Genomic DNA, 25362 nt, shown 5'->3' with positions numbered 1-25362 from the left:
ACAAAATATCCAGGTAGTTATTCGCCATAAACTGTTTTTAGAACAGTGCTGTTCATAATAACTTCTTGAGTAAATTGAACATGAACAGTTACTTTATTGTTAAAATCAATATTGACATTGTCAAAAAGAGATTTGTATTTCTCAACAACTCTATTATTAGAAGTCAATTCAGAACCTGTTTTTATCAATAATCCATCTTTGATTAAGGAATTGATTTTTCTATATCCAGAAGTGGTTGGAATATCCAATTTCTCTAAAATTTCAGAAATGGTCCAAGGTTCTCCAATTGAAGAGTTAAGGATTCTAGACATTTCATCATCACTAAATGCTTTTAGAATAGATTGACTGATTTCAGGATCAGATATAGTAAATCTTTTTTCAATTCTGTCTTGTTTTGATTTTATTGCGCATATGCGGTCTAGGAATTTTTTTTCTAATCCTTCAGCACCAGCGCCAAAAAATTCTCGTAATACAGAATCTAATTTTTTGAAATCCTTAATTGATTCAGTTATCGAAACACCATATTTTTCAAATAGTCGATTTTGGATGCTATGAAAAGTAGTTTTGCCCAAATTGTCAGAAATGATTTTTTCAAGTGAAGGAGCAAAAAAAGTGTCAATATCAGTCATAATATTCATACTCCATTACTTTCATATTAATTTTCATTGAATATAAGGTCATTTTCAAGTTCATTCTACAACAACCTCAGATAAATTACGAATTTTAGTGGTATCGTTCTGGTTTGCCATTTGAAGAGCATCTTCTAGTTGATTAGAAGCAGGGATGTTTTTCTCACTAGTCACAACACAATCTTCAACAACAGGCAATTTTTTAAAATTTCTATATTGGGAATAATTTACATTGCAAGAATATACAGTTACATCATTTTTGAATTTATATTGAATTTCAAAAGATGATGGAATTGAAAAATCCATCAAAAAGATATCAATTAGAAGTTGTTTGATTTCATGTATGTCAAAGGGTTTTTGAATAATTGGAATTTTGAGTAAATTAAGAATTGGAGAATGCACAGCATTTAGATCTCCTGTAATTACCGCAATCTTTGCATCAGGGTATTCATCTTTGATTGTTTCAACTACAAAATAACCATCATGGCGTTCCATTTGCAGATCCGTAAAAACAATATCTGGACCGTGTTTTTTATAGAGATTTAATGCATCTTTTCCATCAGTACTAACTCCAAGAACTTTCACATTGACAATATCTAACAATTCACAAAAAATATCACAAATATCAGAATCATCATCTATTATTATACAATTAGTCAATGGACACTCCTCTTAATTTTAATCATATTTTATTCTAATATGGTGTTCATACTTTTTCTTATTATGTTATAGTGTTAAGTCCCAAATATGGGAAATTTAATTTTCCATATTTACGCACAACTGAGGAATTAGAAAAAGAACAATATAGAGAAATTAAGAACCCATCATTCCAACCATTTTTGGCATTTCTCGATACGCTTTACTTACAAAAATATCATTATCTGCACTTATCATTACAAACTGCATTGAATTTTCAGGAGGAGGAGACACAATAATTTTTTGGCCTTTTTTCAAAGTTCCCAAGTCCAAAGTATCGCCATCACCAAAATTTACATGTACATTTGTCAAAGGTTGAGAACCAGTATTTTGTATTGTTACTCTGCCCATTACAAACAAACTTTGTTTGTCCAAAATTGGATCAACAAAGATATCATATTCTTGAGTTGAAACAGATAATTTTAAAATGTCCATTCCAAAAAAAATTCCCATTACTGTAATTGCACCAATTCCCAGACCAATGATTACGGTGTATTGTCTCACAGTTAACAATATTTGTTCTAATTAAAAATAATTACTTGACTTTGACACCATTCCAAAATGCAATCATCCCTTTAATTTTTATGGCTGCATCATTTGGATCAGCATAATACCAAGCACAATCTTTGTTTGTTTTTCCATTTACGCTAACAGAATAATAATTTGCCATCCCTTTCCAACCACAAAAAGTAGTTAGTTCAGTTTTTTTAAAATATTCTTGTTTTATAGAATCAAATGGAAAATAATGATTCCCTTCAACCTCTACGGTATCATCACTTTCAGCAATGACTACATCATTCCAGATTGCTTGCATAATAAAAGAAAAGTGCAAACTATATTTAATTAAATCCCAAAGGATTAATTTTTAATTCCTTTAATTTGTTCACGTTTAGTGAAATCAGGTTGTATCCCCAAAGAATCATAATTTCCGGAAGAACAAGTAAAGCACATAGAATCTTTTGGAATTCCAACAGCATTTGCTAGATTTTCAGCATCATTATAACCCAAAAAATCAACACCAATACTTTGTCTTACCATCTCAGTAATTTCATCACTAGTCATTTCTTTTCCATTAGCAAACGTAGCTAATTCTTCTTGGGAAGGAAAATCAATTCCCGCATAACAAGGATAGTTTATCTGAGGATATGTGATTAACATGCTAATTTTTTTAGCTCCTGCACGACGAAGAGCCTTAATAATGGCTTTTGAGCTAGTACCTCTAACTAGACTATCATCAATTACAACCACATGTTTATCTTTAATTATTTCAGTAATGGGAATTATCCAACGATTTATGTCAACTCTGTCACTTTGATGTGGCTCAATGAAACTTCTCAAAGGACCTTTCTTACTGTATCTGTCTTTTAGTAAACCTTCATCAAAAGATACACCAAGTTCTTGAGCATAACCCAACGCAGCTGGTCTTGCAGAATCAGGTACCGGAATTACCAAATCTGCATCTACGATAGGGAACTTCTTTGCCATAAACTGCCCAATTTTTTTTCTTGAAAGGTAAATGTTGTGTCCCTCCATATTACTTGAAGGATGTGCAAAGTAAGTGAATTCAAAAGAGCAATGAGCTCGAGAAGTATCAGTTGAAAATTTTTCAGTTTCCAAACCAGTTTTGCTTAATTTAATTAATTCTCCAGGAATTACATCGCGTTGAAGTGTTGCACCAACTGCAGTAACTGCAGATGATTCAGAAGTTACAATGTATGTATTATCAGATTCTTTGTGTCCTAAAACCATTGGACGAAATCCTTTGGGGTCTCTAGCTGCATATACAGAATTATCATCCGAAATAAAAGTAAAACAATAAGAGCCAACCATTTCATTTTTTAAAATAGATAATGCTTTTCCCATTTGACCATTTTCAGAAATTAATGAGACCAGACGTTCAGCAGCTACTAGAGTATCACTGGCATTTTGAGGAGTAAAAGAGCATCCACCTACCAAGTTAGATAGTTCTTGTGCATTTGCAATGGTGCCATTATGTGCAATACATAGATCTTTTACTTTCAGAGGTTGCGCATTTTCAAGAGTACTTTTACCCATTGTAGAATATCTAACATGTCCAATAACACAAGGTGATTCATATTCTTGAGCTATTTTTTTAAATTCAGACGAAGAATGCGAAACCAAACCTACTCTTTTGAATGGAGGTTTGTTTGGAACTGCAAAGCCCCAAGCTTCTTGCCCTCTATGTTGTAAAGCCCGTAAAGCATCAAAAACCATAGGAATGACATTTTTTCCAGTTAAGCTGTAAATTCCAACTACACCACAATTCTCCTTAACTTTAGGCAATGCTATTTCATTCCCCTTGTTTCAGATAATGTTAAAAAATTAGAAAAAGTGTAAGACTCAGCTGATAAATCAGATAATGACCCCATCCCTGATCCATCATGTAACTTTGAACAATAAAAATGCTGATCACTTTGTGCGATCAAAAATACGTTTATCAAATAAAACTAGAGGACAAATACGTCAAAATATTAGGATCACTTTTTGCCGTGAAGAACCAAATTGGGAAGAGCATGTAACCAAGATTTTTGTGCTTTTTTTACATCAAGATTAACAACAGATTTTGTACTATTCATAAATTGAATTTTTTCACCACCAAACTGACCAATTTCTTTGAATAAAATTTTGTTCTTTTTGAGAATGCTTTCAATCTTTGAAAGATTTTTCTTGTCAAAAGAAATCAAATATCTGGAATGACTTTCAGAAAACAAAATTCGGTCTACATCTAGTTTTTCAGCAGGGACTTTATTCAGTAAAATTTTACATCCAATTTGATTAATCATGCAAATTTCAGAAACAGCAACAGCCAATCCGCCTTTTGAGCAATCATGTACAGATTTTACAAGATTTTTGTCAATTAGACTTAGAACAGATTTCATATTTTTCTTTGAATCTTCAAAGTTTACTGTAGGACACTTGCCTCCAACAAATTTATGAATGTATTCAAAATATTCAGAGCCTCCAAGTTCATTTTTAGTATTACCAATTATGAGAAGCACATCATTTTTTACTATTTTCTGTGGGATTGATGGTTTTTTGTCAATTAATCCAATTACGCCAATGACAGGAGTTGGTTTAATCGGACCTGCAGGAGTCTCATTATACAAACTAACTTTACCACCAACACATGGAATTTCAAAGGATTTTGCAAAATCAGTTAAGCCTTTCAAAGATTCCAAAAAGGTCCAAAAAATTTCTGGGTCTTTGGGATTACCAAATTGCAGGTGATCAAGCATTCCAATAGGTTTTGCTCCTGTACAAACAACATTTCTACATGCTTCTTCAAAACAACCAATTGCACCTTCTCTAGGATTAATATAACATTGTTTGGGATTTCCGTCAATTTTTGCTGAAAGATATTTTCCATTATCTAATCTTAATACAGAAGCATCAGATCCAGGTTTGACAACAGTGCGAATTCCAACCTCATGATCATATTGGCCATATACCCAAATCTTGCTTGCAATATTTGGAGATTTAAGTAACTTCATCAAGGTTTTGGAAAAATTAGAAATAGATTTAAGTTTTTTTTCATTTTCGATAGACTTTAGATAAACAGGTTTTTGAGAAGGTAAATCAAGCAAAGTAGCATTAGCTACAACATCAGTAGGCAAATTTGCAAATGTTTTTTTGCCTTTTTTGACATGCATTTGATTATCAAATTTCACCTTACCAATTACAGAACAACCAATACGAAATTTTTTACAAATATCTTGTAGTTTTTTTAATTTAGTTTTACTTGTAACAATCAACATTCTTTCTTGAGATTCAGAAATCATGATTTCATCAGGATGCATATCAGATTCACGAGTGTGAACTTTGTCAACATCCATCTCTATACCAATTTCAAGTGCATCTGCAGTCTCAGAAATTGCACAGGACAATCCACCGCCGCCAAGATCCTTCATAGCGTGAATCAATCCATCATTACGAGCTTGTAAAACAGCTTCAATAATCAATTTTTCAATGAAAGGATCTGGTATTTGAACAGCAGAACGGTCTTCTGATTCTAAAGAGTCAGAAGCAAATTGTGAGCCACCTATTCCATCTCTGCCAGTTGAACCTCCCATCAAAACTACAATGTCGTCTTTTTTTGCATGATTTTTGATCAAGTTTTCTTTTTTGCCAAAACCTAATGCAGCAACATCAACTAGTGCATAATTTTCATAACATTGATCAAATTCAACTTCACCACCTATAGTTGGAATACCTAAACAATTTCCATAATCAGCAATTCCAGTGACAGCATTTTTGAATAACCAACGAGCTTGAATATCTTTTTCAATATTTCCAAATCGCAATCCATTAAAAATTGCAACAGGTCTAGTTCCAGCAGATAAAATATCTCTAATTACACCACCAACACCTGTTGCTGCACCACCATAGGGTTCAACAGCGGATGGATGATTATGACTTTCAATATGAGCAGTGACAACATATCCATCACCAACATCTAAAACGCCAGAATCGTATCCTTTCTCGTTGATAATTAAAGGACCAGTCATAGGCAACATTTTGAGGTGTCTTTTTGAGGATTTGTATGAACAATGTTCAGACCATTCTGCAGCTACAATTTGTAATTCAGTAGAAGTAGGATCTCTTCCAATTTTTGATTTAAGTTCATCAAGCTCTTGTTCTTCTAGACTCATTTAGCAACACCCGTTTGTGTTAATAGGGATTCAAAGATAAGTGAAGAAGGTTTGTTATCAATGGGGTTAATATCAGATTCTACTGCTCTTTCAGGATGAGGCATCATTCCCACAACATTTCCATCTTCATTACAAACACCAGCAATTCGATTTACAGAGCCATTTACAATTTCACTATATCTAAAAACTATTTGATTTTTTTTCATTAATTTTTTCATCATGTCATCATCAACATAATACCTGCCTTCGCCATTTGCTATAGGGATTGGAATTCTCTGATTGAGTTTAAATTTATTTGTAAAAGGGGTTTTATTGTTTTCAACAATCAGACTAGTCCATTCACACATAAAATTAAGAGATTCGTTTTTCAGTAAAACACCAGGAAGAAGTCCTGACTCTACCAGAATTTGAAATCCGTTACAGACCCCCAAAATTGGAATGCCTTTCTCGGCCATTTTTTTAACGTCTTTAATTATCGGACTATGAGCTGCGATAACTCCTGCTCGGAGTCTATCACCATAAGAGAATCCGCCAGGAAGAATTACAGCATCAATATTTTTTGGGAGGCTTTTTTCATGCCAATAATACTGAGCATCAAGATTAAACACATCTGTTAAAACATGAAACATATCCCGATCACAATTACTACCAGGAAAAACTACAACTCCGACTTTCACAATCGTTTTAGTATTCAGAGATATCTAAACTATATGATTAAGGATTGAGTTTTTACGATCTTTTCAAGAACAATTTAATTTTCAAAAACATCCAGAGTTACTTTACTAACCATAGGATTATACACCCTCAAATCGTCACAAATTTCTTGAACTTTTAATTTTGCAGTTTTTTTGTCTTTTTCTTTAATTGTGAATTTTAGCATTTTGGCAGTTTTGATTTTAGAAACAGTTTTGTGAGTTCCCTTTAGAACTAAATCATTTAGTATGGTATCACCTTCAGGATCACTAATCCCAGGCTTGTTTTCAATAACCACGTGTACACTGTATGTTGCCATTTACAAGTTAAAAAACAAAATTGAGGTTAATCTATCTTCCGAAAAGTTTTGTGCTTTTATACTTCCTTGGAGATACATGGCAGGTATCCGGTTCTGAGGACTTGTATTGTATGGATATTATCAGCCCAGTCCGGTTACTTTGAATTTATTTTCCTTTAGAGTAATCAACATATTTTCGATAAAGCCCAGAACGGTAATTTGGATTCTCAATAATTAACAATTTATTTTTTAAATCTTCTTTTGATTGAAACATATTTTTTTCTATGATTCCTTTTTCATCAAGAGTTACGCAAATATCTTGCCATGCAAACACTTCTTTAGGATTACGATTTGCAGTTGCATAGTACACATACAACAATCGCAGTTTATTGTATTCATCCTGAGACATATCATTTCCAAGAACGTAATTTCTTTTTAAAACTTGAAAATAGACTAATCCATTTGCAGTAAGTACATAATCAAAGAGTTTTGGATAATCATCGACCTCTACAGGAAAAAGAGGATTGGATGGATCTGTCATGGAGAAATATCATAGATTTCCTATAAAAAAGGGCACTAGTCACATAGAGATGGAATTTATATCAGCACAATTCTCAGTTAATCATAATGGCTAAAGGCAGAATGAGATATTGGAAATTGACTTCAGATGAATTAGGAGGATATTCGTATGATGAAAGTAAATTACTTAATTGGGAGATCAAATGTGTGAGAGAACCAGAAGATGAAGCACACTTTATCGGAGTTTTCATGTATCGAAACGGAACTGCATATGATTATGAATCGGTAAAAGGGATTTGCTTTTTTCATAATAACATAGATAGAAAAGAAGTGCCGGAAATTACCAAATTTTTGCAAGGAAAATACAATGGCAAAGAAATGGAAAAAGGTGAAAGAATTTTCCTTAAAGATTCAAAAGAAATCTACTCTGCAAAAGAAATTTCAGATTTGGCAAAGGAGATGGAGTCCAAATTTAATACAAAAGCAATCATATCTTTAGAATTTGGCGAAATAACTGCTGAAGAACTCAAAGAAGCAGGACTACCAGAAGCAAAATTATTGCCAATTCCCACATAATTGATATAGTTTAGAATCAAAGATATCAGATGTCCGAATTGGAAGGGATAAATCAACATTTAGAAGAATTAAGAAAAAGATTAGTTCGAATTGTTCTAGTAGTAGGAGGGATTTCTGTATTTTTGCTAGTATTTCACGCCGAACCATTTCAAATAAACCAATTCACTTTGTACTATCCAACCATGGAACCAACTCACAATATTGCGGCACAAATTACAAACCATATGAGAATCAACTTAGTGCCAGAGGATGTACAATTAATACAAACAGCTCCAGGACAAGCTTTTTTTGCACAAATGTATGTTGCAGCACTCGTTGGAATTGTAGTCAGTATGCCTGTAATTATTAAAGAGTTAGTAGGATTCATCAAACCTGCATTAAAAGAAAATGAAATTGACGTTAGTAGAACTATTTCAATACCAGCGTTAGGATTGTTCACTGCAGGATGTGTGTTTTCATATAATCTTGTGATTCCATACATGTTAGAATTTTTGTACAGATATGGGGAAGGAGCAGGATTAGTTACTTTTCTCAACGTCATGGAATTTGTAACATTTGTCTTACAATTCTTGTTGGCATTTGGTTTTTCATTTCAACTTCCTCTGGTAATGTATGCAATATCAGCATCAGGAATGGTAGATGCAGATTTTTGGAGGAAAAACATTAGATATGCCATAGTGATCATAGTGATCTTTGGAGCGATAATCACTCCCGATGGAACGGGTGTAACAATGATGTTTGTTGCAGGACCAATGATTGCGTTGTATGCGGCAGGCATGATAATTATTGAGCGTAAGGAACGAAAAAAGTTGAACACTTAAATCTGAAATTGTGCAAGTTTGACGTATGTTGGGAAGTACTGAAATTATCATATTAGTAGTAGTGATAGGAGTATTGATTTTTGGTGCAAAGAAAATTCCCGAACTTGCAAAAACATTTGGAAAAGCCAAAGGAGAATTTGAGAAAGGGAAAATTGAGGCAGATAAAGACCTAAAAGAATTCAAAGAAGAAATTGACAGTGCATCTAAAGATAAAAACGTAAAAACAGATTAATTTTCAGCAATTTTTGCCAAAGTATCCACAAGTTTACCATAATCCTGTTTGAATATATTATCTCCAAACATACTTTTAATTTTCAGTTTTCCTTTAAGTTTTAAATCAACATCAACTAGAATTTTGGTATTATTTTCTAGTTCAATAAACTCTTGTTTGATTTGACTGCCTTTCGCATCACCACCAATTACAAAAATATTATGTAAAATTGGTTTTTCAAAAACATGTTTTGCCATTATCAACAACTCAACATCTCCAAGAATAAAATGTTCTTCAACTACAGAAACATCACCACGAACTGAACGAACTCGAACAGAAGGATAGTATTTTGGAACTAGTTTTTGATAATTTTCAAAGTTTGAAAAGATTTCAAAAACAACATCTCTTTTTGCGTAAACTATTTTTTCTACAGAAAACTTAGGCAATAGCAGTTTAAAGAGTGCCCCATCGAGGGTATAAATCGTGCTCTATGTCAAATTGATCCAGACATTTCCCAACACCATGATTTACAATATCATCAATAGTTTGTGGTTTTGTATAAAATTCAGTTACAGGAGGCAAAATAACAATACCTAGTCTAGATAATTTTAACATGTTTTCTAAATGAATTGCCGACAGAGGTGTTTCTCTAACCATTAAAATTAATTTTCGAGATTCTTTGATTGTCACTCCAGCAGCTCTAGCAACTAAGGTGTCATCATAACCATTTGCAATAGCTGCCAGAGTTTTCATACTACAAGGAGCCACAATCATGCCATCAATTCTATGTGTGCCACTAGAAACACTTGATGCCATGTTCTTTTCATCAGACGTGTTTGTTGCTAAAGATTTTACATACTCAAGAGAAAAATCAGTTTCCATAGAAATACACTTTTCACCCCATTCAGAAATTATCAGATGTGTTTCAATGTTTAATTTTTTTAAGGTCTCAAGCATTCGGATTCCATAAATGGCACCTGTACTACCTGTGATTCCAATTACAAGTTTCAACACAGAATCTACAAAACCAGAGTATTTTATGTATTAGATAGAAAATCAAAATTAACACTAGAGATTATGAGAATCATCATTTTTTGAATCAGATAATTCTTGATTTGCTTTTCTTCTTTTAAACCATAAAAAAACACCAATAGCAAGCATCACAGGAAGAAGAAGAGCTCCAATAAGTTGAAGTTCAAAATGATAAAGCATGATTTGTAATTGAGATCAATCAAAAAAAATCTATTGATCAGCCGATCATGAAAATAAAAATTAGCTATATTAGATCCCAACATCTAGCCATTGTGTGATTAAAAGTTCAGAAATCAAGAAAATTGTTAATCAGTATACTGATGTAAAAATAGGCGTTCTAGGAAGCCATTCTGCACTTGAAATCATGGATGGCGCAAAAGATGAAGATTTTCAAACCCGTGTTTTCTGTCAAAAAGGAAGAGAAGGACCATATCAAAGATTTGGACGCATTGCAGATGAAATTACAATTGTTAATAAATTCAAAGAAATGGCATCAGCCAAATATCAAAAAGAATTACGAGATTCTAATACAATAATAGTTCCACACAGATCACTTACAGTCTATTTAGGTTACAAAACAATTGAGAACGCATTCAAGGTTCCAATTTTTGGGAACAGAAAATTATTTCAGGCAGAAGAAAGAACAGCAAAAAAAGGGCAGTACTACCTGTTAGAAAAGGCCAGAATCAAATATCCAAAATTATTCAAAGATCCAAAGAAAATCAATAAACCGTGTATTGTTAAAGTGCAAGAAAAAAGAAGACCATTAGAAAGAGCTTTCTTTACGGTGTCGTCCTACAAAGATTATTTGCAAAAATCAGAAGAAAAAATCAAGCAAGGCGTAATTGACAGAAAAGATCTACAAAAGGCAAGCATTGAAGAATTAGCAATAGGAACATACATGAATTTTAATTTCTTTCATACTCCAATTTCAAACCAAGTTGACTTTATTGGAATAGAAAGAAGATTACAAACCAATATTCATGATTACAATGCACTACCAGCAAGAGAACAAATGGAGATAGATATGGATTTACAGAATATCGAAGTAGGTCACACACCTGCAAGTATTAGAGAATCATTATTAGAAAAAGTACTCAAAATGGGAGACAAATTTGTTGCAGCAGTAAAAAAAGAATATGCCCCAGGAATCATAGGGCCATTCTCACTTCAAAGTGTAATTACAAAAGATTTGGAATTGATTGTATATGACGTCTCATTAAGAGTACCTGGAAACCCAATAGTAGCAACAACTAGCCCATATACAAAATACCAATACGGACAAACATTTGGAGTAGGCAGAAGGATCGCCATGGAGATAAAACGTGCCCAAGAAGAAGACAGATTAGATGAAATAGTCACATAGAAGGTTCAATCATTTAAACATACAAAAAATTACCACTAGGAGAAAATACGTTTGTGGTATTAATACGTAAAAATGCAATAATGTGTATGTCAAGACGAGTAACTATAATGATAGAAGATGACATAGATAAGAAAATTAGAGCATACCAAGCAAAAAAAATTCAAAAAGAGAATTCTGCACATAGCTATTCAAAAGTAGTAAACGAATTACTGCGAAAAGCAATCTAAAGTAAAAATATATTTTCAAGAACCACTATAAAATAGTGTTAATTGGTTAGATTGGAAATATACTGAATACCATTCGTTCTAATTTTGAATGATTAAAACGGTTTGACATTCAAAATGGATTGCTGATACCAATTAACATTACAATTCTTTAGGAAGTGTTAAGACAATTAATTATGGCCAGAACCATTTTCATCAAAGAAATAATTTCAATTCTTAAAGAACCCAAATTTTGCCCAACATGCCAAAAAGAAGACAAGTTAGAAAAAGACATCATCAGAGAAGAAAGATCAGGTGGAAAAACTATTCTGTGTACAAGATGTGAAGCATTGATTGTGATAACCAATCACAATATCAAACAAGTAGAATTGTCATCAACAAAAGATGACACGATTATGTTAAAAGAACCACATTTGATCAGAAAAGTTGTATATTAATTGGATTTTTTTAATAATTCCTGAATCACAAAGGTTCTGACATGGGCAAATTCCCATTCACGTAAATTTGCATTTCTACATTCTTCTTTGATAATTAGACCCGCAAGACCATGACTCCAAATGTGACGTTTAGTGTCATAAACCTCAATAATTTTCCCATGTTTAGTGATTTTGATTGCCCCATGACATCTTTGAATAATTTGTTTTGCAACTCTCAAATACATTTTTTCAAAATTAGTCATAATATCAATAAGACATCTCATTTCAAAAATGTTCGGATTTTTAATTGGATAATATTATACAATAGAAATTTTAAGAATGTTTGCTGATGATTAACCAACAAACTAAGCTATCACTGATAGATGATGAGTTTGCCGAATTATGAAGCATATTTAAAAATCAGTTCAAGTTTGTCGTTCAGTAACTTTTACAGTCAGAGATAATGGTGGAGATAATGCTGAAGGATTGTCTATTCCCTCCCAAACAAATACTTCAATATGATAAATCCCAGATTCGGTTGGAATCCAAGATTGTGCAGGAGAAAAAGACTGTCTAGGAGTTAAGGATCCGATGAGCCAAGATAAAGAAATGACTACATCATCATTGTTTCTGACTTGTGTAATGTAAGCAAAATTTTGTTGAGTGTCCTGATTGTTTGAAACATCAGCTGTTATCATAATTTGTTCATCGACAAAATGAATTTTGTCTTCAAAAGATGTTTGTGCAGAAACTGGATCACCATATACAATACCAATTTCAAAAGATAAAAAGAATAGAAAAAATAAGATAATTTTCATAACTAGTATTAGTAAGATGTGTATTTAATCTAATTAATGGTGGAGCTGCCTGAAAATTTTCCAGAATATTCAATAATGTACAAGACACTATCAAAACAAATTAAGTCCCTTCAAAAACGATTAGACGAAAAACAAGGTAGTCAGAGAAAAGAAATAGAAGTAAAAATACAAAGATATGAATCAGAAATTTTAAGAATCAAGAAAAAATTTCCAGATAATTTTTTTGAAGAATTAAACTAATTATTCATGAGAGTGATCCTGCCCACAATCGCAGGAATGATCATCGCTTTTCATAGACATTAGTGTTTGAACCATTTCATCACGAATTTTTAATAAATCTCCAACTTGGTCTTTCAATGATATGGAATCCCAATGTCCCTGTTGAAGTTCTCTTACAACGTCAATAATTTCAAGATCAATATTTAGTAAATTATCCATCAATTGTTCTTGTTCATTCATATGTTTTCTTCATTTGCACTATAAGAAAAACTATTCGAATGAAAAGAACAATTATGTAAAATTATTCTGCCTCTACACTTTCTTTGAGAAGATTTTTTCTTACAAGAATTGGAATATTGTAAAAAGCACCTAATGCCATGGCATCAGAAGCACGGTAATTTCTCAAAACAAGGTCTTTTTTTCCCGTAAAATAGAGATTTGCACGTAAAACATCACCACTTTCATAGATTTTGACTTTAACTAACACCAATTCGTTTTCTTCACATATCTCTTCAATCATTTTGTAAATAGAAGGGGCTGCCTCACCAGTAGTTTCTCCAAAACTAGAGATATGTTTTGCAACCTCTCCTGAAAACGCACGCATGTGAAATTCTTTTCCATTATCAGCTTTTAGAACTACCATGCCCTCAACAGCATAAGGATCTACAAAACCTACATAATCAATTTTTACAGAATCATAATCAGGATCTTGTGCTTGATCAATTTCCATTGTTTTACGCATAAACTTGCTAATCAGTGCTTATAAAGATAGCAAAAATGATAGAGATCAGAATTAGAAAAGATAAGGTAAATTATTTTTTAACGATCAAGATTCATGCCTAACCCCAAATTATTTAAAATCCCCAACTAAGGTAGCTTAATGTCAACAAATCCAGAACGAGCTGTTTCATACGTTTTAAACAAATATGTTACAAACTATATGGACAAAGATGTACTTATTCTAGGACAAAACACTCAGACAAGAGAAGCAGCTAGAATGTTACGTCATTACGAAACAGACGACATCATAGTTACAGATGAAAATAATCTTCCGGTTGGAATTGTTACAGACGAGGATATTCTAAGTAAAGTCAGCGATGTTACAGTGTATGCAGAAGCTACAACATTGAGAGATATTATGAGTACTCCATTAATTACAATTAACGAAAAAGCAACATTACAAGATGCACTACATAAAATGAGAGATAATAACATTAGAAAATTACCAGTTCTATCAAAGAAAAACGAAGTAGTGGGGATGATTTTTCAAACAGTAATAGCAAATGTGATTAGAGATGCGACAGCTACAGCACCTCGACTTCTAAGTCCACCAGCAAAAGCAGTTTTAGGTAATTTAGGATTTGTTTTACAATTTGCAGGAGTGTTGTTACTTGTACCTGCAATAGTTGCAACAATATTAGAAGATACTACTACAGCTACAGGAATCTACTTAACTACAGTTCTATTGTTGGTTACAGGGTTTTTCCTTAATTCTTATGGAGAAAAATCTAGTCTTAATCTTCAACAGGCGTCGATTTTGGTATTTTCAAGCCTATTTCTGCTATCTTTGTTTGGAACCGTTCCATACCTGTATGTTTTGCCAAGTGATGAAACCAACATAGAGGTGTTCAGTAATGCTTTCTTTTCTAGTGCAGCAGGATTTACCACGGGAGGGATTTCATTGTTCGATGAGCCAGAAAATCTTTCACAGAGTTTCACATTCTTCAGAAGTTACACTCAACTTGTTGGGGGAATGAGTTTCATTTATCTAGTAATTACGGCATTTTATCCAGAATCAAAACTACAATCAATGCGTGGTTTTATTTCAGGCAGAACACTCCACATGAAAGAATTATTCTTAACAATTACAGTTATCTTTTCAATTTACATCGTAATTGTTGCATTCTTGCTATATGTTTTCCATGGAGGAAATATCATAGATAATTTCTCATTATCTATGAGTACGTTAGCTACAGGAGGATTTACACCAACATCAACAATTCTTGAAGAATTAGTTTGGCAGGAGCAATTGATATTAATCGGAGGAATGATTTTAGGAGCTTTACCATTTACATTCCACTATGCATTTGTACGGAAAAAATTTCTCTCCCCAAAGCTTGGAAAAGAAGTTTTAACATATTTTGCAATCTTAGGTGCTGCAACTATTTTGTTTATTGGAATTAGCGGATGGGATCCATTAGAAAGTGCATTTTATTCAGTTTCAGCTAGTACAACTGCAGGACTTCAGGCAGAAAGCTTATCAGGATTAAACGGAGCAGCACAAAGTATTTTGATAATTCTGATGTTTATCGGAGGTTGTGGATTTTCAACTGCAGGAGGATTAAAAATTTTTAGATTGTTTCATCTTAGAGATGTTCGAGCATTATTAAGCAAAGTTAAACGTTCAGAATTATCAAGTCAAGGAAAAAAAGAAGTTATTTCAACTCTAATTATCCTAGCATTATTTCCCACAATTTCAGCTGTAGCAGGATTACATCTTGCTGCAAGTGAAGAGGTATCATATCAAGATGCATTTTTTGAAGCAGTAGGAGTGATAACCACAGGGGGACTTTCAGCAGGAGTGATTGATTTTGATACGGATCCTGCCACAAAAATCGTATTAGGATTTTTAATGATTTTTGGAAGGCTGGAGATTATTGCAATCATCTACATTTTTGTTCCTAAATTGAGTTAAGATAGAATTTAATTTCATCACAAAGAGTCAAAAACATGACATTCAGCAATAAGAAAAACAATAAAGGAAAAAAACTGATTGTATTAGGTTTTGTGACCATAGGAATACTATTTTTCATGTATGGCAGATATCAAGACCCTGAGCTTTTGACACCCAGTGCAATTGATTCAATTCAAAGAATTGCTTATGGGTTTTACATTATTTTACTAGTAGCATTTGGAGCAGTGGGATTTGGAATGTATAGGTATCATAAAGAAAAAGTGGAAATTAATGGAAGAGATCTTTCAACAATTATTGCCATTACAACATGGAATTCTAAATCAAAAAAAATATTTTTAGCTACATTTGTAGGATATGGGATATTTTTTTCACTAGTTTCAGGAACACTTGTGTATCAACCAGAGGTAGATTTTTCTTATCACTATGGGGCAAAAATTCCCTCAGGATTTGTTGCACCATGTTGTGATGGACCAGGATATATGCCACAAATAATTATTTATCTCACAGAACATGTGGGATTAAACATAATTCCAATCAACCTGGTATTACAAATTATTGTTTCATATCTAGTAGGATTAAATGCAGCAATTGCCGTAAATGCATATACTATTTCACGTAAAGGCAGAGGGGCAAGCAGTATAGGAGCAATTGCAGGATTGTTCATTGCATGTCCAACATGTGCAGGAACATTTTTGTCAGTATTCATAGGTACTGCCAGTGGAATTGCTTTATCAATTGCATTATCACAATTGCAAACATTTTTCATTGCAATTTCAATACCAATTTTATTAATCACACCATACATAATGGCAAAAAAACTTAGAAATTCTGACGGTAGCTGTAAAATAAATTCAGACTAGAATTTCTTTACCTCAGGAATTTTGTTATTTCCAATATTATACCCATCACGTCGTAAAAACTTTAGAGTAAGTTTGTAAACGATTTCATCACCATCTACTTTTTCTAGAATTTTATCCCAGGATAATGTTCCATTTACTTCAATGTAATTTTTAAAATCAGGATTCATAGATTCAGCAATATTTCGGCATTGCTCAAAAGTTTTACCATTTTTATAGGCACGAATATGACGATTGCAATGATCCATAAATCAATATTAACAAAATTGTAAATAAGTATACTTAGAAGTTCAAGTAAATACTAGGAAGAAACAAACATGGCAATAAGATCAACTGAAGAATATATTGATTTTTTCATAAATTTGAATATGGGAGAAAATGTACCTTTACTTAGTTTTGTAAATAATGAAAAAATGATTTTAAAACAAAAATTAGAGTACAAAAATTTAGAAAAAGAACCAATACGAAAAGGAATAGAGATATTAGAAAATCTAATAACCGAGATAAATAAGAATGGGGAAAAAATAGTTCTTGAAAAATATCAAAAATAGGAGAAAATAATGGACAAAAATTCAGAAATTATCAAAACAGAAATTATTAGAATATTAAATGAAAATGGAAGAATACGGGGTACAGAATTAGCAAAAAGAGTCATAGAAAAAGTAGGCAGTGAGAAAATAGTATATCGAGAAATAAGTGCCCTAGTAGAAGCAGGTGAAATAGATAAAAAAGTCCACAGTAGGTCCCACATAGAATATGAGTTGATTAATTTATCTGAGTCAGTAAACAGTCAACTTAAAAATTTGCATAAAGAAGTAGAAATGATTTATGAAGAAATTTCAAGTTTTGAAAAAATATCCAAAGAAGAAAATTTTTCATTTCATGAAAGATTAAGATCAATTATTCATCAAATACAAATCATACAATCTACTGATGGAATAATGAAATTGTTGTCCTATTATCCGGCATTTAAAAAGGATAAAATGTATTCTCAAATAATTAGAAAGATTAATGATTGTTGGGAATCGATCATGAATAGTATTACACATCAAGAGGAAGATGGCTTTCTCAATGAAGTTCTTGCAAATTTAAGAATCTCACACATAGATTCAAAGAATGTAAACTAGTCAATTATCCTAACAAGATAGATAGGCCTATCAGCTTTTTCATCGTAGAATAGTTCAGATATTTGAACAGTTTTTATTTTTTCAGCAAGAAAATGAGTATATGCTCTATTATCTGCAGTCAATAGATCACATTTGTTTTCTATACAAAATTTTGCTAAACCTTCATCATATTCTCTTTGCTTCAAATCTTTGCCAACTACAAATATTTCATCATAGTTTTCAAGATGATGTTGATAATCGTTATTTGTTAAAAATTTAATATTTTGATCTATAAGCACATTTTTCAATAAATTAATTGATTTTTCAATATAACTTAAGGATTATTCTATAGGACAATCAGAAAGATCAAGTTCTTATCTTTAAAATATTATAAAAAAATGTGGACATAAAAGAAGAAGATACATCAGAAGAATCAAAAAAGAATCATTTAACATATTACAGATCATTAACCAAAGTCATCACCCAAATTCAAGATGAAAGAAAACAAGAATCAGAACCTGCAATAATCACTCATTTAGATAACAGAATAAAAGCAATGGAGAAAGACAAAAAACGGATTAGAGATATGTTTCCAGATATTAAAGAGGAAGAATGGGATGACAACACCAACTGAAAAAAAGCACAACAAGTATTTGGATTTGCTGCAGGACTACAAGATTCACCTTGTCAAATACATAGAAGAATTAGAAAAATTGGATAAAAAATCAGAATTTGCCAAAGAATGGAACAAATCTACGATTAAAGAAAGAAAACAAGAAATTCAGGTTATAGATAAAATTCTAAAAAACCTGATCAGATTTTAATCAAACCCTAGTTAAATCATATAAAAAATTACAAAAGGAATCCAGATGAGGGGACGAAATACCATCAAACCACGCAAGTTCTTTGGTAATATGATACCCATGAAAATCATATTTCAAATGGGATTTTATGTATTCAATTTCATCTCGAATGAATTTCTCAATTTGGATTTTATCATCTTTGGATAACTTGTAATCACATGTAATCAAATCGATTTGTACAAAATAATTTCCATGGGCAGGGTTAATCTTTGCTTTGATAAAGGGTTTGTTTTGTTGTTGACATTCACGATAGTATTTATCATATTCAAACATCTTTGAATCACCAAGATATTTTTGAAATACCATAGCAATGAAAACAAAGAGGTTTGATTAAAGTGAAGATGTGATTTTTTTGATTTTAGTGATTAATCGGATTTTTGTGTTAATAGGCATTTCAGGTTCCATTGTAAAATATACAATATTTCGTTTAGTGTAAATCACCATTTGAGAAACTTTTTCTCTTTCAACATGAACATATCTTACTTTTCCAAGAGATCTGTCAAACTCTTTTCTCATGGAACGTCTTTGGGCAACCTGTTTACAAAAATGCTCTTCTTCTTTTTGGGATTTTAGATTAGTTTTTCCTGTTTTCATTATGGCTTCTCTAATATTTCCTTTAGAATCAATAATGGCTGCAAATCTCATTTTAGTATCTAATTTGAGAATTTTTTGAACTACATCAAGTAAATCTATTTTTGAAGAAGCCATATACCTACAAAAAAATATGGACTAAATATAAGCTATCAAATCTCTTAAAAAGAAAAAATTCAAAAGAGAATTAAAACTCAATAAACAGATCACACACGATGAATGAATCAATAGTAAAAATACTCCATGAGTTAGAAAATCAATCAAATCTTGAAAAAACAAGAAAAATCGATGTTCCTCCACAAGACAGAATGCTTGCAATTACCAAAGAAACAGGAGAAATGCTAAACATGATTTTACGCATGAAAAATGCAAAAAATATGCTTGAAATCGGGACATCCGTAGGATATTCAACAATATGGTGTGCAGAAGCAATAATGGAGAATTCAGGAAAAATCATCACAATTGAACAAAACCCCAATAAAATTAGAAGGGCAATGGAAAATTTTGAAAAATCAGGAACAAGTGATCATATTGCGATAAAAGAAGGCAACGCAAAAAAAATCTTAGAAGCAATGAATGAAAAAGATGAAAATAGAAAAGGTTTTGATCTAGTTTTAATCGATGCAGACAAAGAAAATGTTAAAGAATATTTCGATCTAGTTTTGCCAATGGTCATAGTTGGAGGAGTAATCATTACAGACAATATGCTATACCCAGAAAAATACAGAGCAGGTATGAAAAAATTTTCAGAATATTTAAAACAACATCCACAGGTAAAAACAATCACATCATCAATTGGTAACGGCGAAGAAATTACAATCAAAATAAAATAACTATTTCTTTTTGGTTGATTTTTTAGGTTTTTTTGCAGATAATTGTTTGGAAATAGTTTTCAATTTCTTGTCTTTTTCAGAAATTTGTTTTTTTAATTTTTGTTGTTTTTCTTTTAATTTTTGGTTTTTACTCTTTATTTGTAATTCGATTTTTTCGCGTTTCTTTTTTAGGGAGTCATAAGCTTTTTCCTCTTTTTTCAATTGTGCAGTCAGATCTTTTTGAGATTTCAATTTTAATTTCTCCTCTTTCATTTTTTTTGAAATTAATTCTTTTTCAGCCGTAATAACATTGATTAATTTTAATCGTTCTTCCTTAGCTTGAATCAAATCCTTTTCTTGAACCTTAATTAATTTTTTAAGGTTTTCAGATTCAGCAAATTTCTCTTTTTCCAAATTAACCTGAGACACAATATCATCATAATCTTGTTTGGTTTTTTCCAATTCATTTTGTTTTGAAGTAATATCACGAGCAATTTGTGCCTGTTCTAATAGTCTAGATTTTTGTTCAGACGCCATTTTTGAGAGAAGTTCCTGCTCACGATTTACTTGCTTTTCAATTTTTTCTTGTTCTAATTGTGCTTGTACTAGTTGTCTTTTTTGTGATAAGATATCTTTGGAAATTTTTGCTTTTTCAGAATTAATTTTTTTAAGGATTGCAGTTCTTTCTTTTTTGACTTTATCAAGTTCATCTTTTTGGTGAATTATTTCGGCAGATAGTTTTGTTTGAGTTTCAATTTTTACACGCTCTTCTTGTATTTGTGATTCAAGTGCAGATTTTTCACGAGTTATTTTTTCTTCATATTGTTTTCTGTGTGATACTAATTGAGATAAATTTGAGCGCTGTAAACTAAGCTCGTCATTAATTTTTTCTTGAGTTTTAAGTTTTTGTTCTTCCTCAGATATTGTTTGTTTAATTTGGTCTAATTCTTTAGATTTATTTTCCACAGACCATCCTTTAGGCATACTTCCTTTGGCTTTTTGAGGAATTGTGTCGGGAACAGTTTCATTAATTTTTGCAGGTATGTCTTCAAAAGATAACGATGTAGAAGATTTTGTCACAGTAGGTTTATCAGAAAAACCAACTGTTGTTGAGTTTAGTTTTGACTGTAAATAGTCAGCATCTGACTGATAAAGAGATTTATTTTTTGCAAGAGTATCATAGATATACTGTAATCTTCCAGGATCACCATTACCTACATCTATTAAATTTTTGATTTTTGGTAAAAGTTCATTTTCTTCTTCAAGTTTATCATCAACTGAGAATGATGAGTTTAGTTTATTTTCAAGATACCTTTTATCTGATTGATATAAGGGCCTGTTGCTTTTCAAAAATTCCATAATATGGTATAATCTTCCTGCATCCCCATTTCCACTATCAATTAACTCATTTACTTTAGCAATGGTCTGTGAAAGTGAGAGATATTGTGTTTGATTTTCCATGCTTATGATTAATTTTTTATCAAACCCAGTAAAAATAACTTTTTAAAAATAATTCACTTTCAAATTAACTTTAGGTGATTAAGATCACATTAATTTACAGAAAATCTATCAAATTAATGATTTTGAGGCTAAATGATCTTAGAATTTAATTCTATTTTTCTGACTTAAAACAAGCATAGATACAATTGAGATTCCAAAAATTATCATTGCCATTGAGCCAAATTCTGGAACAATTGAAGTACCTGTTATTGTAAGGATTTTGGAATCCTTGGTTAATTCAATGAATAATGTGTTGAGATCCCCTTCTTTTACTTGTTCGTAATCGGAGATTTTTTCTCCATCAACCCAAAGTATAAAATTCCCATCAATTAATTTTGAAGGCAATCGTAATTCTAAACTATGATCATCACTCTGAGATTGACCTACAATTTCAAATGTTATGGATTTTTGATCTTGATTAATTTCAGGGTTTGCTAATAAGCGATTAAATTTGTACTCAACATCAAAATGGGTATTTCCATCACCAATAGATTTTCCAACATTTGGGATTATTGAATATCCGGCAGTAACAAAAATTGTTCCCTCCATCCATGGATGAACTATACAATAGTAAGGGTAATCTCCAATATCATCATATGTAAATGAAAAAGATTGGCCAGGAGCAAATAATCCACTATCAAAAAGACCATCAGGACCATCTGTCGCAGTTCCAGAAGTAACTGTATGCGTAGCAGTATCAGCATTCTTCCAAGTGATTGTATCACCAACTAAAATATCAACGTGACCATCAGTGGAGCCATCTTTTACACTTTGCCAGAAATATGGGGCATCGGGACTTGCTGCACCTGTAGGGATTTTCACGTCGTAGGTACTTTGTGCATATGCAAAAGATGTTGCAGATATAGAAATTAAAAATAAAGCGCCAATCAAAAACAAGTAATTCATAGTAATTTTTTCATATTAGTGACTAAAAGGTTTTCTCCTGTTCATCACAATGAACATTATTGTAATTTATTAATCAGAAAACACAAACTCGAATATGAAAACAGGTGTATTATTAATAATAGTAGGAGGGCTAATGTTCATTTTAGGGCTATTGATGTATTATTCAATTCAAATTGGTGAAACTGATCAGTTATTTCGTTCAATCAAAAATACAGGTACGTTTATTGGATTAAGTGGAATTGGAGTTACCTTAGCTGGAATTCTATTATATCTCATAAACAGAAATGAACCTCCTATTCAGGAAAAATATGATGTTTAAACTTGAGAAAGTAAATTTTTGTATTCATTAACCACAATGACATATAAACAGTTTTTACAAAATAACACTTCTCAGTTTACTAACAATTTTATTCTGATAAGAATCATTCTACAATAAATTGAGTAAGCATAACATAGGATAATTTGTATTGAGTTTTTCATACCAAATTCATAAGATGCAATCAGATCATAAATAGAATTTATAAACATATTAAAAACAAACACAAATCATACTAATAGCAAACTGTAACTAAATTATAATAATCCATGAAGATTAAAGACAAGTATGACCAAAGTCTGGTTAGGAGGAATTTATTTTAAAGAAGAGGGAGGATATGAAATTATTCTTAAGGCATTAAATCATTATAAAAAAAGACTAAAGACGCTTAATGATAGTCCAGAGTTAAAGGATTCAGCCGCAATGTTTGCATCGGTTTTGAACCAACAAGCCAGAAAAACAGTTCCAAAAATTAATGAAACAATTGAAAAAATTGAAAAAAATCTTGACATATTTCAAAATACAAACAAACTACAAGAAGACATACCATTTTTTGAAAAAGCATTAACGTGTTATGAAGCAGATATTCACAAAGCGGAAGATACAGGATATGAGTATTTTATAAAACTTGTAGGAGACATGGCCAAGGCCAGAACAGATCTGAAACTCATCAAAACAGCATTAGATAAAATTAATCAGTTTTCTGAAGAATCATAATCCTTGCAAATACCAATCAAAATAAGGGGTCAATGCCTTACACTGTTTCTTTTTATCCTCTTCTAATTCAGAATCTAAAATTTTTTGGATTTTTCCTTGAAGATATTCTGAAATGAGAGGACTTTTGAAAGAGGGTTGAATTTCTTCTAATACCCTCAAAAAATTTTCTGAGGAAGTATGATCAAAATTTTTCAATATTTCTCGAATGTTTGCTTCTAATGACACAATATTATTTTAAAAATACTCATTATTATTTTTAGAGTTCAAGTATATCTTCATCATCCCAAGTAATTCTGAATTTTCCAGTTACTCTAAACATGTTAAGTTTCCCACCTTCTTTAAAATTAATTTTGTAAGATTTATGAGAAGTATCCTCAATTTCCAGACTAACATTATTTTTGGTTGTTTGGAAGATTATTGGATTATTTGAGATCTGCTCCCATTCTTCATCGTCAAAATCCATATAAAATTTAGTATAAAGCAATCCCATAATATTACAAAAACAACCCTGAATAAATAACTAGATGAGATTCTATTTATTCAGTAAATTTTTGAGGGGTTAATTGTACTAAATTGCTCATCACAGTAGGAAAAACGATTCCAAAATCTTTATCTTTTCTAATCACCTGAAAAAGTTGGTTAAATAATTGTTGTATAAGTAAATGTTCATCTCGGTATAATGTTTTTTTAGGATTTTTCATGGAGTCTAAAAAGGTAAACCCGTTATCGGTAAAAATCAAATTTTTCAAGATTGTGTCAATGAGCAATATTTTTTCGTTGATGTCTTTGTGAGGATAATCTGTGCTCAGTCTCCTAAGTTGTAATTTTAAATTATGGAATGAGTTATTCGTTTTTTGTTCAATTCGATGTTGAAATTTTATTTCAAAATCAGGTTCTGGAAAATAAAACTTCATGTTGCCTTGTTTTTTAACAAAAATAATTTCTTTTTCTAACAAGGAATCTCTTGTTTTTTCAAAAGTTGTTTTTGCCATATATTGTGGAACAATTTGTTTGAGCAAAGCATTATGGTGTAAGTTAGGATTAGATTTGATTGCTTCAAAAACTACTCGTTCTCGTTCGTATGATTTTAAATCAGGCTCAATATGACTCACCATTATTAGGTCAACCTATATTTGGCAGGTTGACTATTAATAATTATTGGTTATTTTGCTCAAAATTTTGCAAGTAACGCATCTGAAAAACAAAAGGTGAAATTCCATGGGAGCTATCCCCAACAATTACACCGTCAATGGAGGGCAAAAAGGCATATGTTTGATAAGAGTCATTTCCCTCACCAAACACAATAGTCATTTGTACATCAGATACATCTAAAGAGAATTCTGATGAAAAAGTTATGAGATTTGGAATATTTGCATCATGTTCATCAAGAAATGCATCTAACAAATCTTCATGGATTATAATCTCCACATCTCCATCACCTTGTTCGACAAAAGCATTAGAAGCACTATGAGTATTAGTATTAATTGTAGTGAGGATTATGGTTTTAACAGGTTTATCAAAAGATAAGTTTAGTTTATCAAATATTTTACTAGCAGATTCATATGAATTTAGTGTATCAATAACAATCAAGCCATTACTACCCTCAACAATCACGCTTCGAGCACCATCATAATCAGTAATAAACAAAAGATGATCATCGACATTATTTATTTCAGGGAATTTTGAAGAATCAATTTCATCCAACATAGGAACGTCGCTGTTTAATATTTGATCATTTTCAATGGGGGTTTCCAATTCATTTTCAATGGGGGTTTCCAATTCATTTTCAATGGGGGTTTCCAATTCATTTT

The 25362-nt window shown here is 31.6% G+C and carries 42 protein-coding genes; 16 read left to right on the top strand and 26 right to left on the bottom strand.

Annotated features, from left to right (window positions below):
- Nucleotides 1-17: 17 nt before the first annotated feature.
- The 9 genes from K5781_RS00210 to K5781_RS00170 form a co-directional block, all read right to left on the bottom strand.
- Nucleotides 18-629 carry a transcriptional regulator gene (locus K5781_RS00210; RefSeq protein ID WP_297439620.1) on the bottom strand — a complete coding sequence of 204 codons (612 nt, stop codon included), beginning with the start codon at nt 627-629 and terminating at the stop codon, nt 18-20.
- A gap of 60 nt (nt 630-689) precedes the next feature.
- Nucleotides 690-1289, bottom strand: coding sequence for a response regulator (locus K5781_RS00205; protein WP_297439619.1), 600 nt, complete (start codon nt 1287-1289; stop codon nt 690-692).
- A gap of 153 nt (nt 1290-1442) precedes the next feature.
- Nucleotides 1443-1829 (bottom strand): hypothetical protein, encoded by a 387-nt coding sequence (locus tag K5781_RS00200; RefSeq protein WP_297439618.1) that lies wholly within the window; start codon nt 1827-1829, stop codon nt 1443-1445.
- A 31-nt stretch (nt 1830-1860) separates the two neighbouring features.
- On the bottom strand, nt 1861-2139 hold the full coding sequence (locus tag K5781_RS00195) for a DUF427 domain-containing protein (protein WP_297439617.1): 279 nt from the start codon (nt 2137-2139) through the stop codon (nt 1861-1863).
- A gap of 44 nt (nt 2140-2183) precedes the next feature.
- Nucleotides 2184-3629, bottom strand: coding sequence for an amidophosphoribosyltransferase (locus tag K5781_RS00190; protein ID WP_297439616.1), 1446 nt, complete (start codon nt 3627-3629; stop codon nt 2184-2186).
- A gap of 194 nt (nt 3630-3823) precedes the next feature.
- Entirely contained in the window at nt 3824-5995 is a 2172-nt protein-coding gene (gene purL, locus K5781_RS00185; RefSeq protein ID WP_297439614.1) for a phosphoribosylformylglycinamidine synthase subunit PurL, read from the bottom strand.
- Entirely contained in the window at nt 5992-6672 is a 681-nt protein-coding gene (gene purQ / locus K5781_RS00180; protein ID WP_297439613.1) for a phosphoribosylformylglycinamidine synthase subunit PurQ, read from the bottom strand. Before purQ ends, purL begins: the two co-directional genes overlap by 4 nt.
- Nucleotides 6673-6746: 74 nt before the next feature.
- Entirely contained in the window at nt 6747-7007 is a 261-nt protein-coding gene (purS, locus tag K5781_RS00175) for a phosphoribosylformylglycinamidine synthase subunit PurS (protein WP_297439612.1), read from the bottom strand.
- A gap of 145 nt (nt 7008-7152) precedes the next feature.
- Nucleotides 7153-7527 carry a hypothetical protein gene (locus K5781_RS00170; protein WP_297439611.1) on the bottom strand — a complete coding sequence of 125 codons (375 nt, stop codon included), beginning with the start codon at nt 7525-7527 and terminating at the stop codon, nt 7153-7155.
- An 86-nt stretch (nt 7528-7613) separates the two neighbouring features.
- On the opposite strand from K5781_RS00170, the gene K5781_RS00165 reads away from it, so the two are divergent.
- The 3 genes from K5781_RS00165 to K5781_RS00155 are packed head-to-tail and all read left to right on the top strand — an operon-like array spanning nt 7614 to nt 9134.
- A complete protein-coding gene (locus K5781_RS00165; RefSeq protein ID WP_297439609.1) occupies nt 7614-8081 on the top strand; it encodes a hypothetical protein in 468 nt (155 codons plus the stop codon).
- Between the two features lie 29 nt (nt 8082-8110).
- On the top strand, nt 8111-8902 hold the full coding sequence (tatC, locus tag K5781_RS00160; protein ID WP_297439608.1) for a twin-arginine translocase subunit TatC: 792 nt from the start codon (nt 8111-8113) through the stop codon (nt 8900-8902).
- A 25-nt stretch (nt 8903-8927) separates the two neighbouring features.
- Nucleotides 8928-9134 carry a twin-arginine translocase TatA/TatE family subunit gene (locus K5781_RS00155; protein ID WP_297439607.1) on the top strand — a complete coding sequence of 69 codons (207 nt, stop codon included), beginning with the start codon at nt 8928-8930 and terminating at the stop codon, nt 9132-9134.
- Here K5781_RS00155 and K5781_RS00150 read toward each other — a convergent pair.
- Genes K5781_RS00150 through K5781_RS00140 form a run of 3 tightly spaced genes read right to left on the bottom strand, consistent with a single transcriptional unit; the run spans nt 9131 to nt 10325 of the window.
- Nucleotides 9131-9559: a polyketide cyclase gene (locus K5781_RS00150; RefSeq protein ID WP_297439606.1), complete on the bottom strand. Its 429-nt coding sequence runs from the start codon at nt 9557-9559 to the stop codon at nt 9131-9133. The genes K5781_RS00155 and K5781_RS00150 overlap by 4 nt on opposite strands.
- 7 nt (nt 9560-9566) lie before the next feature.
- Nucleotides 9567-10124 carry a UbiX family flavin prenyltransferase gene (locus K5781_RS00145; protein WP_366847861.1) on the bottom strand — a complete coding sequence of 186 codons (558 nt, stop codon included), beginning with the start codon at nt 10122-10124 and terminating at the stop codon, nt 9567-9569.
- Between the two features lie 57 nt (nt 10125-10181).
- A complete protein-coding gene (locus K5781_RS00140; protein WP_297439604.1) occupies nt 10182-10325 on the bottom strand; it encodes a hypothetical protein in 144 nt (47 codons plus the stop codon).
- A 94-nt stretch (nt 10326-10419) separates the two neighbouring features.
- On the opposite strand from K5781_RS00140, the gene K5781_RS00135 reads away from it, so the two are divergent.
- The 3 genes from K5781_RS00135 (at nt 10420) to K5781_RS00125 (ending at nt 12172) form a co-directional block, all read left to right on the top strand.
- Nucleotides 10420-11511 (top strand): formate--phosphoribosylaminoimidazolecarboxamide ligase family protein, encoded by a 1092-nt coding sequence (locus K5781_RS00135; protein ID WP_297439603.1) that lies wholly within the window; start codon nt 10420-10422, stop codon nt 11509-11511.
- A 53-nt stretch (nt 11512-11564) separates the two neighbouring features.
- Nucleotides 11565-11738: a hypothetical protein gene (locus K5781_RS00130; RefSeq protein WP_297440205.1), complete on the top strand. Its 174-nt coding sequence runs from the start codon at nt 11565-11567 to the stop codon at nt 11736-11738.
- Nucleotides 11739-11911: 173 nt separating this feature from the next.
- On the top strand, nt 11912-12172 hold the full coding sequence (locus K5781_RS00125) for a hypothetical protein (RefSeq protein ID WP_297439602.1): 261 nt from the start codon (nt 11912-11914) through the stop codon (nt 12170-12172).
- Here K5781_RS00125 and K5781_RS00120 read toward each other — a convergent pair.
- Together K5781_RS00120 and K5781_RS00115 are read right to left on the bottom strand one after the other, a co-directional pair.
- Nucleotides 12169-12414, bottom strand: coding sequence for a hypothetical protein (locus K5781_RS00120; protein WP_297439601.1), 246 nt, complete (start codon nt 12412-12414; stop codon nt 12169-12171). The two genes, K5781_RS00125 and K5781_RS00120, sit on opposite strands and share 4 nt — an antisense overlap.
- Before the next feature lie 162 nt (nt 12415-12576).
- Nucleotides 12577-12969: a hypothetical protein gene (locus tag K5781_RS00115; protein ID WP_297439600.1), complete on the bottom strand. Its 393-nt coding sequence runs from the start codon at nt 12967-12969 to the stop codon at nt 12577-12579.
- Between the two features lie 36 nt (nt 12970-13005).
- On the opposite strand from K5781_RS00115, the gene K5781_RS00110 reads away from it, so the two are divergent.
- Nucleotides 13006-13209 (top strand): hypothetical protein, encoded by a 204-nt coding sequence (locus K5781_RS00110; RefSeq protein WP_297439599.1) that lies wholly within the window; start codon nt 13006-13008, stop codon nt 13207-13209.
- Here K5781_RS00110 and K5781_RS00105 read toward each other — a convergent pair whose 3' ends face one another.
- Together K5781_RS00105 and K5781_RS00100 are read right to left on the bottom strand one after the other, a co-directional pair.
- Nucleotides 13210-13428: a hypothetical protein gene (locus tag K5781_RS00105; RefSeq protein ID WP_297439598.1), complete on the bottom strand. Its 219-nt coding sequence runs from the start codon at nt 13426-13428 to the stop codon at nt 13210-13212. It lies immediately after the preceding gene.
- A 61-nt stretch (nt 13429-13489) separates the two neighbouring features.
- Nucleotides 13490-13918, bottom strand: coding sequence for a bifunctional nuclease domain-containing protein (locus K5781_RS00100; RefSeq protein ID WP_297439597.1), 429 nt, complete (start codon nt 13916-13918; stop codon nt 13490-13492).
- Between the two features lie 150 nt (nt 13919-14068).
- On the opposite strand from K5781_RS00100, the gene K5781_RS00095 reads away from it, so the two are divergent.
- Together K5781_RS00095 and K5781_RS00090 are read left to right on the top strand one after the other, a co-directional pair.
- Nucleotides 14069-15883 (top strand): potassium transporter TrkG, encoded by a 1815-nt coding sequence (locus K5781_RS00095; RefSeq protein ID WP_297439596.1) that lies wholly within the window; start codon nt 14069-14071, stop codon nt 15881-15883.
- Between the two features lie 35 nt (nt 15884-15918).
- Nucleotides 15919-16743, top strand: coding sequence for a hypothetical protein (locus K5781_RS00090; RefSeq protein WP_297439595.1), 825 nt, complete (start codon nt 15919-15921; stop codon nt 16741-16743).
- On the opposite strand, the gene K5781_RS00085 is transcribed toward K5781_RS00090, so the two are convergent.
- Nucleotides 16740-16988: a hypothetical protein gene (locus K5781_RS00085; RefSeq protein WP_297439594.1), complete on the bottom strand. Its 249-nt coding sequence runs from the start codon at nt 16986-16988 to the stop codon at nt 16740-16742. The genes K5781_RS00090 and K5781_RS00085 overlap by 4 nt on opposite strands.
- A 69-nt stretch (nt 16989-17057) precedes the next feature.
- On the opposite strand from K5781_RS00085, the gene K5781_RS00080 reads away from it, so the two are divergent.
- Nucleotides 17058-17291 carry a hypothetical protein gene (locus K5781_RS00080; protein WP_297439593.1) on the top strand — a complete coding sequence of 78 codons (234 nt, stop codon included), beginning with the start codon at nt 17058-17060 and terminating at the stop codon, nt 17289-17291.
- A gap of 9 nt (nt 17292-17300) precedes the next feature.
- Entirely contained in the window at nt 17301-17867 is a 567-nt protein-coding gene (locus tag K5781_RS00075; protein ID WP_297439591.1) for a hypothetical protein, read from the top strand.
- Here K5781_RS00075 and K5781_RS00070 read toward each other — a convergent pair.
- The gene (locus tag K5781_RS00070; protein WP_297439590.1) at nt 17864-18154 is read right to left on the bottom strand and encodes a hypothetical protein; all 291 of its coding nucleotides are present in this window, start codon (nt 18152-18154) and stop codon (nt 17864-17866) included. The two genes, K5781_RS00075 and K5781_RS00070, sit on opposite strands and share 4 nt — an antisense overlap.
- 92 nt (nt 18155-18246) lie before the next feature.
- On the opposite strand from K5781_RS00070, the gene K5781_RS00065 reads away from it, so the two are divergent.
- On the top strand, nt 18247-18480 hold the full coding sequence (locus K5781_RS00065; protein ID WP_297439589.1) for a hypothetical protein: 234 nt from the start codon (nt 18247-18249) through the stop codon (nt 18478-18480).
- Nucleotides 18464-18670, top strand: coding sequence for a hypothetical protein (locus K5781_RS00060; protein WP_297439588.1), 207 nt, complete (start codon nt 18464-18466; stop codon nt 18668-18670). The genes K5781_RS00065 and K5781_RS00060 overlap by 17 nt, the downstream gene beginning before the upstream one ends.
- On the opposite strand, the gene K5781_RS00055 is transcribed toward K5781_RS00060, so the two are convergent.
- On the bottom strand, nt 18671-19015 hold the full coding sequence (locus K5781_RS00055; RefSeq protein ID WP_297439587.1) for a hypothetical protein: 345 nt from the start codon (nt 19013-19015) through the stop codon (nt 18671-18673). It lies immediately after the preceding gene.
- Between the two features lie 24 nt (nt 19016-19039).
- Complete coding sequence (locus K5781_RS00050; RefSeq protein ID WP_297439586.1) at nt 19040-19417, bottom strand: DUF6659 family protein; 378 nt, start codon at nt 19415-19417, stop codon at nt 19040-19042.
- A gap of 98 nt (nt 19418-19515) precedes the next feature.
- Here K5781_RS00050 and K5781_RS00045 point away from each other — a divergent pair, with 98 nt between their 5' ends.
- Nucleotides 19516-20133 (top strand): O-methyltransferase, encoded by a 618-nt coding sequence (locus tag K5781_RS00045; protein ID WP_297439584.1) that lies wholly within the window; start codon nt 19516-19518, stop codon nt 20131-20133.
- Here the strand turns inward: K5781_RS00045 and K5781_RS00040 are convergent, their stop codons facing one another.
- Together K5781_RS00040 and K5781_RS00035 are read right to left on the bottom strand one after the other, a co-directional pair.
- The gene (locus tag K5781_RS00040) at nt 20134-21573 is read right to left on the bottom strand and encodes a hypothetical protein (protein WP_297439583.1); all 1440 of its coding nucleotides are present in this window, start codon (nt 21571-21573) and stop codon (nt 20134-20136) included.
- Nucleotides 21574-21711: 138 nt separating this feature from the next.
- Entirely contained in the window at nt 21712-22518 is an 807-nt protein-coding gene (locus K5781_RS00035) for a PEFG-CTERM sorting domain-containing protein (protein ID WP_297439582.1), read from the bottom strand.
- Between the two features lie 133 nt (nt 22519-22651).
- Between K5781_RS00035 and K5781_RS00030 the strand changes: the two genes are divergently transcribed.
- Complete coding sequence (locus tag K5781_RS00030) at nt 22652-22837, top strand: hypothetical protein (protein WP_297439581.1); 186 nt, start codon at nt 22652-22654, stop codon at nt 22835-22837.
- A gap of 285 nt (nt 22838-23122) precedes the next feature.
- Nucleotides 23123-23551, top strand: coding sequence for a hypothetical protein (locus K5781_RS00025; protein ID WP_297439580.1), 429 nt, complete (start codon nt 23123-23125; stop codon nt 23549-23551).
- Here the strand turns inward: K5781_RS00025 and K5781_RS00020 are convergent.
- From K5781_RS00020 to K5781_RS00005, 4 genes are all read right to left on the bottom strand, one after another.
- Nucleotides 23546-23776, bottom strand: coding sequence for a hypothetical protein (locus tag K5781_RS00020; protein WP_297439579.1), 231 nt, complete (start codon nt 23774-23776; stop codon nt 23546-23548). The genes K5781_RS00025 and K5781_RS00020 overlap by 6 nt on opposite strands.
- A 31-nt stretch (nt 23777-23807) precedes the next feature.
- A complete protein-coding gene (locus K5781_RS00015; protein WP_297439578.1) occupies nt 23808-24041 on the bottom strand; it encodes a hypothetical protein in 234 nt (77 codons plus the stop codon).
- 46 nt (nt 24042-24087) lie between these two features.
- Nucleotides 24088-24666, bottom strand: coding sequence for a hypothetical protein (locus K5781_RS00010; protein WP_297439576.1), 579 nt, complete (start codon nt 24664-24666; stop codon nt 24088-24090).
- A 40-nt stretch (nt 24667-24706) separates the two neighbouring features.
- The coding region (locus K5781_RS00005; protein WP_297439575.1) for a hypothetical protein at nt 24707-25362 on the bottom strand (656 nt) is incomplete at its 5' end.

It is taken from the genome of Nitrosopumilus sp., from assembly GCF_025699255.1.
Lineage (GTDB): Archaea > Thermoproteota > Nitrososphaeria > Nitrososphaerales > Nitrosopumilaceae > Nitrosopumilus.
This window is presented reverse-complemented; position numbering and strand designations above follow the sequence as displayed.

Excerpts from the sequence above, each read along its gene's own strand:
- K5781_RS00210 (WP_297439620.1), bottom strand. The coding sequence starts at position 629 with ATGACTGATATTGACACTTTTTTTGCTCCTTCACTTGAAAAAATCATT.
- K5781_RS00195 (WP_297439617.1), bottom strand. The coding sequence starts at position 2,139 with ATGCAAGCAATCTGGAATGATGTAGTCATTGCTGAAAGTGATGATACC.
- purL (WP_297439614.1), bottom strand. The coding sequence starts at position 5,995 with ATGAGTCTAGAAGAACAAGAGCTTGATGAACTTAAATCAAAAATTGGA.
- purS (WP_297439612.1), bottom strand. The coding sequence starts at position 7,007 with ATGGCAACATACAGTGTACACGTGGTTATTGAAAACAAGCCTGGGATT.
- K5781_RS00170 (WP_297439611.1), bottom strand. The coding sequence starts at position 7,527 with ATGACAGATCCATCCAATCCTCTTTTTCCTGTAGAGGTCGATGATTAT.
- K5781_RS00165 (WP_297439609.1), top strand. The coding sequence starts at position 7,614 with ATGGCTAAAGGCAGAATGAGATATTGGAAATTGACTTCAGATGAATTA.
- tatC (WP_297439608.1), top strand. The coding sequence starts at position 8,111 with ATGTCCGAATTGGAAGGGATAAATCAACATTTAGAAGAATTAAGAAAA.
- K5781_RS00155 (WP_297439607.1), top strand. The coding sequence starts at position 8,928 with ATGTTGGGAAGTACTGAAATTATCATATTAGTAGTAGTGATAGGAGTA.
- K5781_RS00140 (WP_297439604.1), bottom strand. The coding sequence starts at position 10,325 with ATGCTTTATCATTTTGAACTTCAACTTATTGGAGCTCTTCTTCTTCCT.
- K5781_RS00125 (WP_297439602.1), top strand. The coding sequence starts at position 11,912 with ATGGCCAGAACCATTTTCATCAAAGAAATAATTTCAATTCTTAAAGAA.
- K5781_RS00120 (WP_297439601.1), bottom strand. The coding sequence starts at position 12,414 with ATGACTAATTTTGAAAAAATGTATTTGAGAGTTGCAAAACAAATTATT.
- K5781_RS00115 (WP_297439600.1), bottom strand. The coding sequence starts at position 12,969 with ATGAAAATTATCTTATTTTTTCTATTCTTTTTATCTTTTGAAATTGGT.
- K5781_RS00110 (WP_297439599.1), top strand. The coding sequence starts at position 13,006 with ATGGTGGAGCTGCCTGAAAATTTTCCAGAATATTCAATAATGTACAAG.
- K5781_RS00105 (WP_297439598.1), bottom strand. The coding sequence starts at position 13,428 with ATGAATGAACAAGAACAATTGATGGATAATTTACTAAATATTGATCTT.
- K5781_RS00100 (WP_297439597.1), bottom strand. The coding sequence starts at position 13,918 with ATGGAAATTGATCAAGCACAAGATCCTGATTATGATTCTGTAAAAATT.
- K5781_RS00095 (WP_297439596.1), top strand. The coding sequence starts at position 14,069 with ATGTCAACAAATCCAGAACGAGCTGTTTCATACGTTTTAAACAAATAT.
- K5781_RS00090 (WP_297439595.1), top strand. The coding sequence starts at position 15,919 with ATGACATTCAGCAATAAGAAAAACAATAAAGGAAAAAAACTGATTGTA.
- K5781_RS00085 (WP_297439594.1), bottom strand. The coding sequence starts at position 16,988 with ATGGATCATTGCAATCGTCATATTCGTGCCTATAAAAATGGTAAAACT.
- K5781_RS00080 (WP_297439593.1), top strand. The coding sequence starts at position 17,058 with ATGGCAATAAGATCAACTGAAGAATATATTGATTTTTTCATAAATTTG.
- K5781_RS00075 (WP_297439591.1), top strand. The coding sequence starts at position 17,301 with ATGGACAAAAATTCAGAAATTATCAAAACAGAAATTATTAGAATATTA.
- K5781_RS00060 (WP_297439588.1), top strand. The coding sequence starts at position 18,464 with ATGACAACACCAACTGAAAAAAAGCACAACAAGTATTTGGATTTGCTG.
- K5781_RS00055 (WP_297439587.1), bottom strand. The coding sequence starts at position 19,015 with ATGGTATTTCAAAAATATCTTGGTGATTCAAAGATGTTTGAATATGAT.
- K5781_RS00050 (WP_297439586.1), bottom strand. The coding sequence starts at position 19,417 with ATGGCTTCTTCAAAAATAGATTTACTTGATGTAGTTCAAAAAATTCTC.
- K5781_RS00045 (WP_297439584.1), top strand. The coding sequence starts at position 19,516 with ATGAATGAATCAATAGTAAAAATACTCCATGAGTTAGAAAATCAATCA.
- K5781_RS00040 (WP_297439583.1), bottom strand. The coding sequence starts at position 21,573 with ATGGAAAATCAAACACAATATCTCTCACTTTCACAGACCATTGCTAAA.
- K5781_RS00035 (WP_297439582.1), bottom strand. The coding sequence starts at position 22,518 with ATGAATTACTTGTTTTTGATTGGCGCTTTATTTTTAATTTCTATATCT.
- K5781_RS00030 (WP_297439581.1), top strand. The coding sequence starts at position 22,652 with ATGTTCATTTTAGGGCTATTGATGTATTATTCAATTCAAATTGGTGAA.
- K5781_RS00025 (WP_297439580.1), top strand. The coding sequence starts at position 23,123 with ATGACCAAAGTCTGGTTAGGAGGAATTTATTTTAAAGAAGAGGGAGGA.
- K5781_RS00015 (WP_297439578.1), bottom strand. The coding sequence starts at position 24,041 with ATGGGATTGCTTTATACTAAATTTTATATGGATTTTGACGATGAAGAA.
- K5781_RS00010 (WP_297439576.1), bottom strand. The coding sequence starts at position 24,666 with ATGGTGAGTCATATTGAGCCTGATTTAAAATCATACGAACGAGAACGA.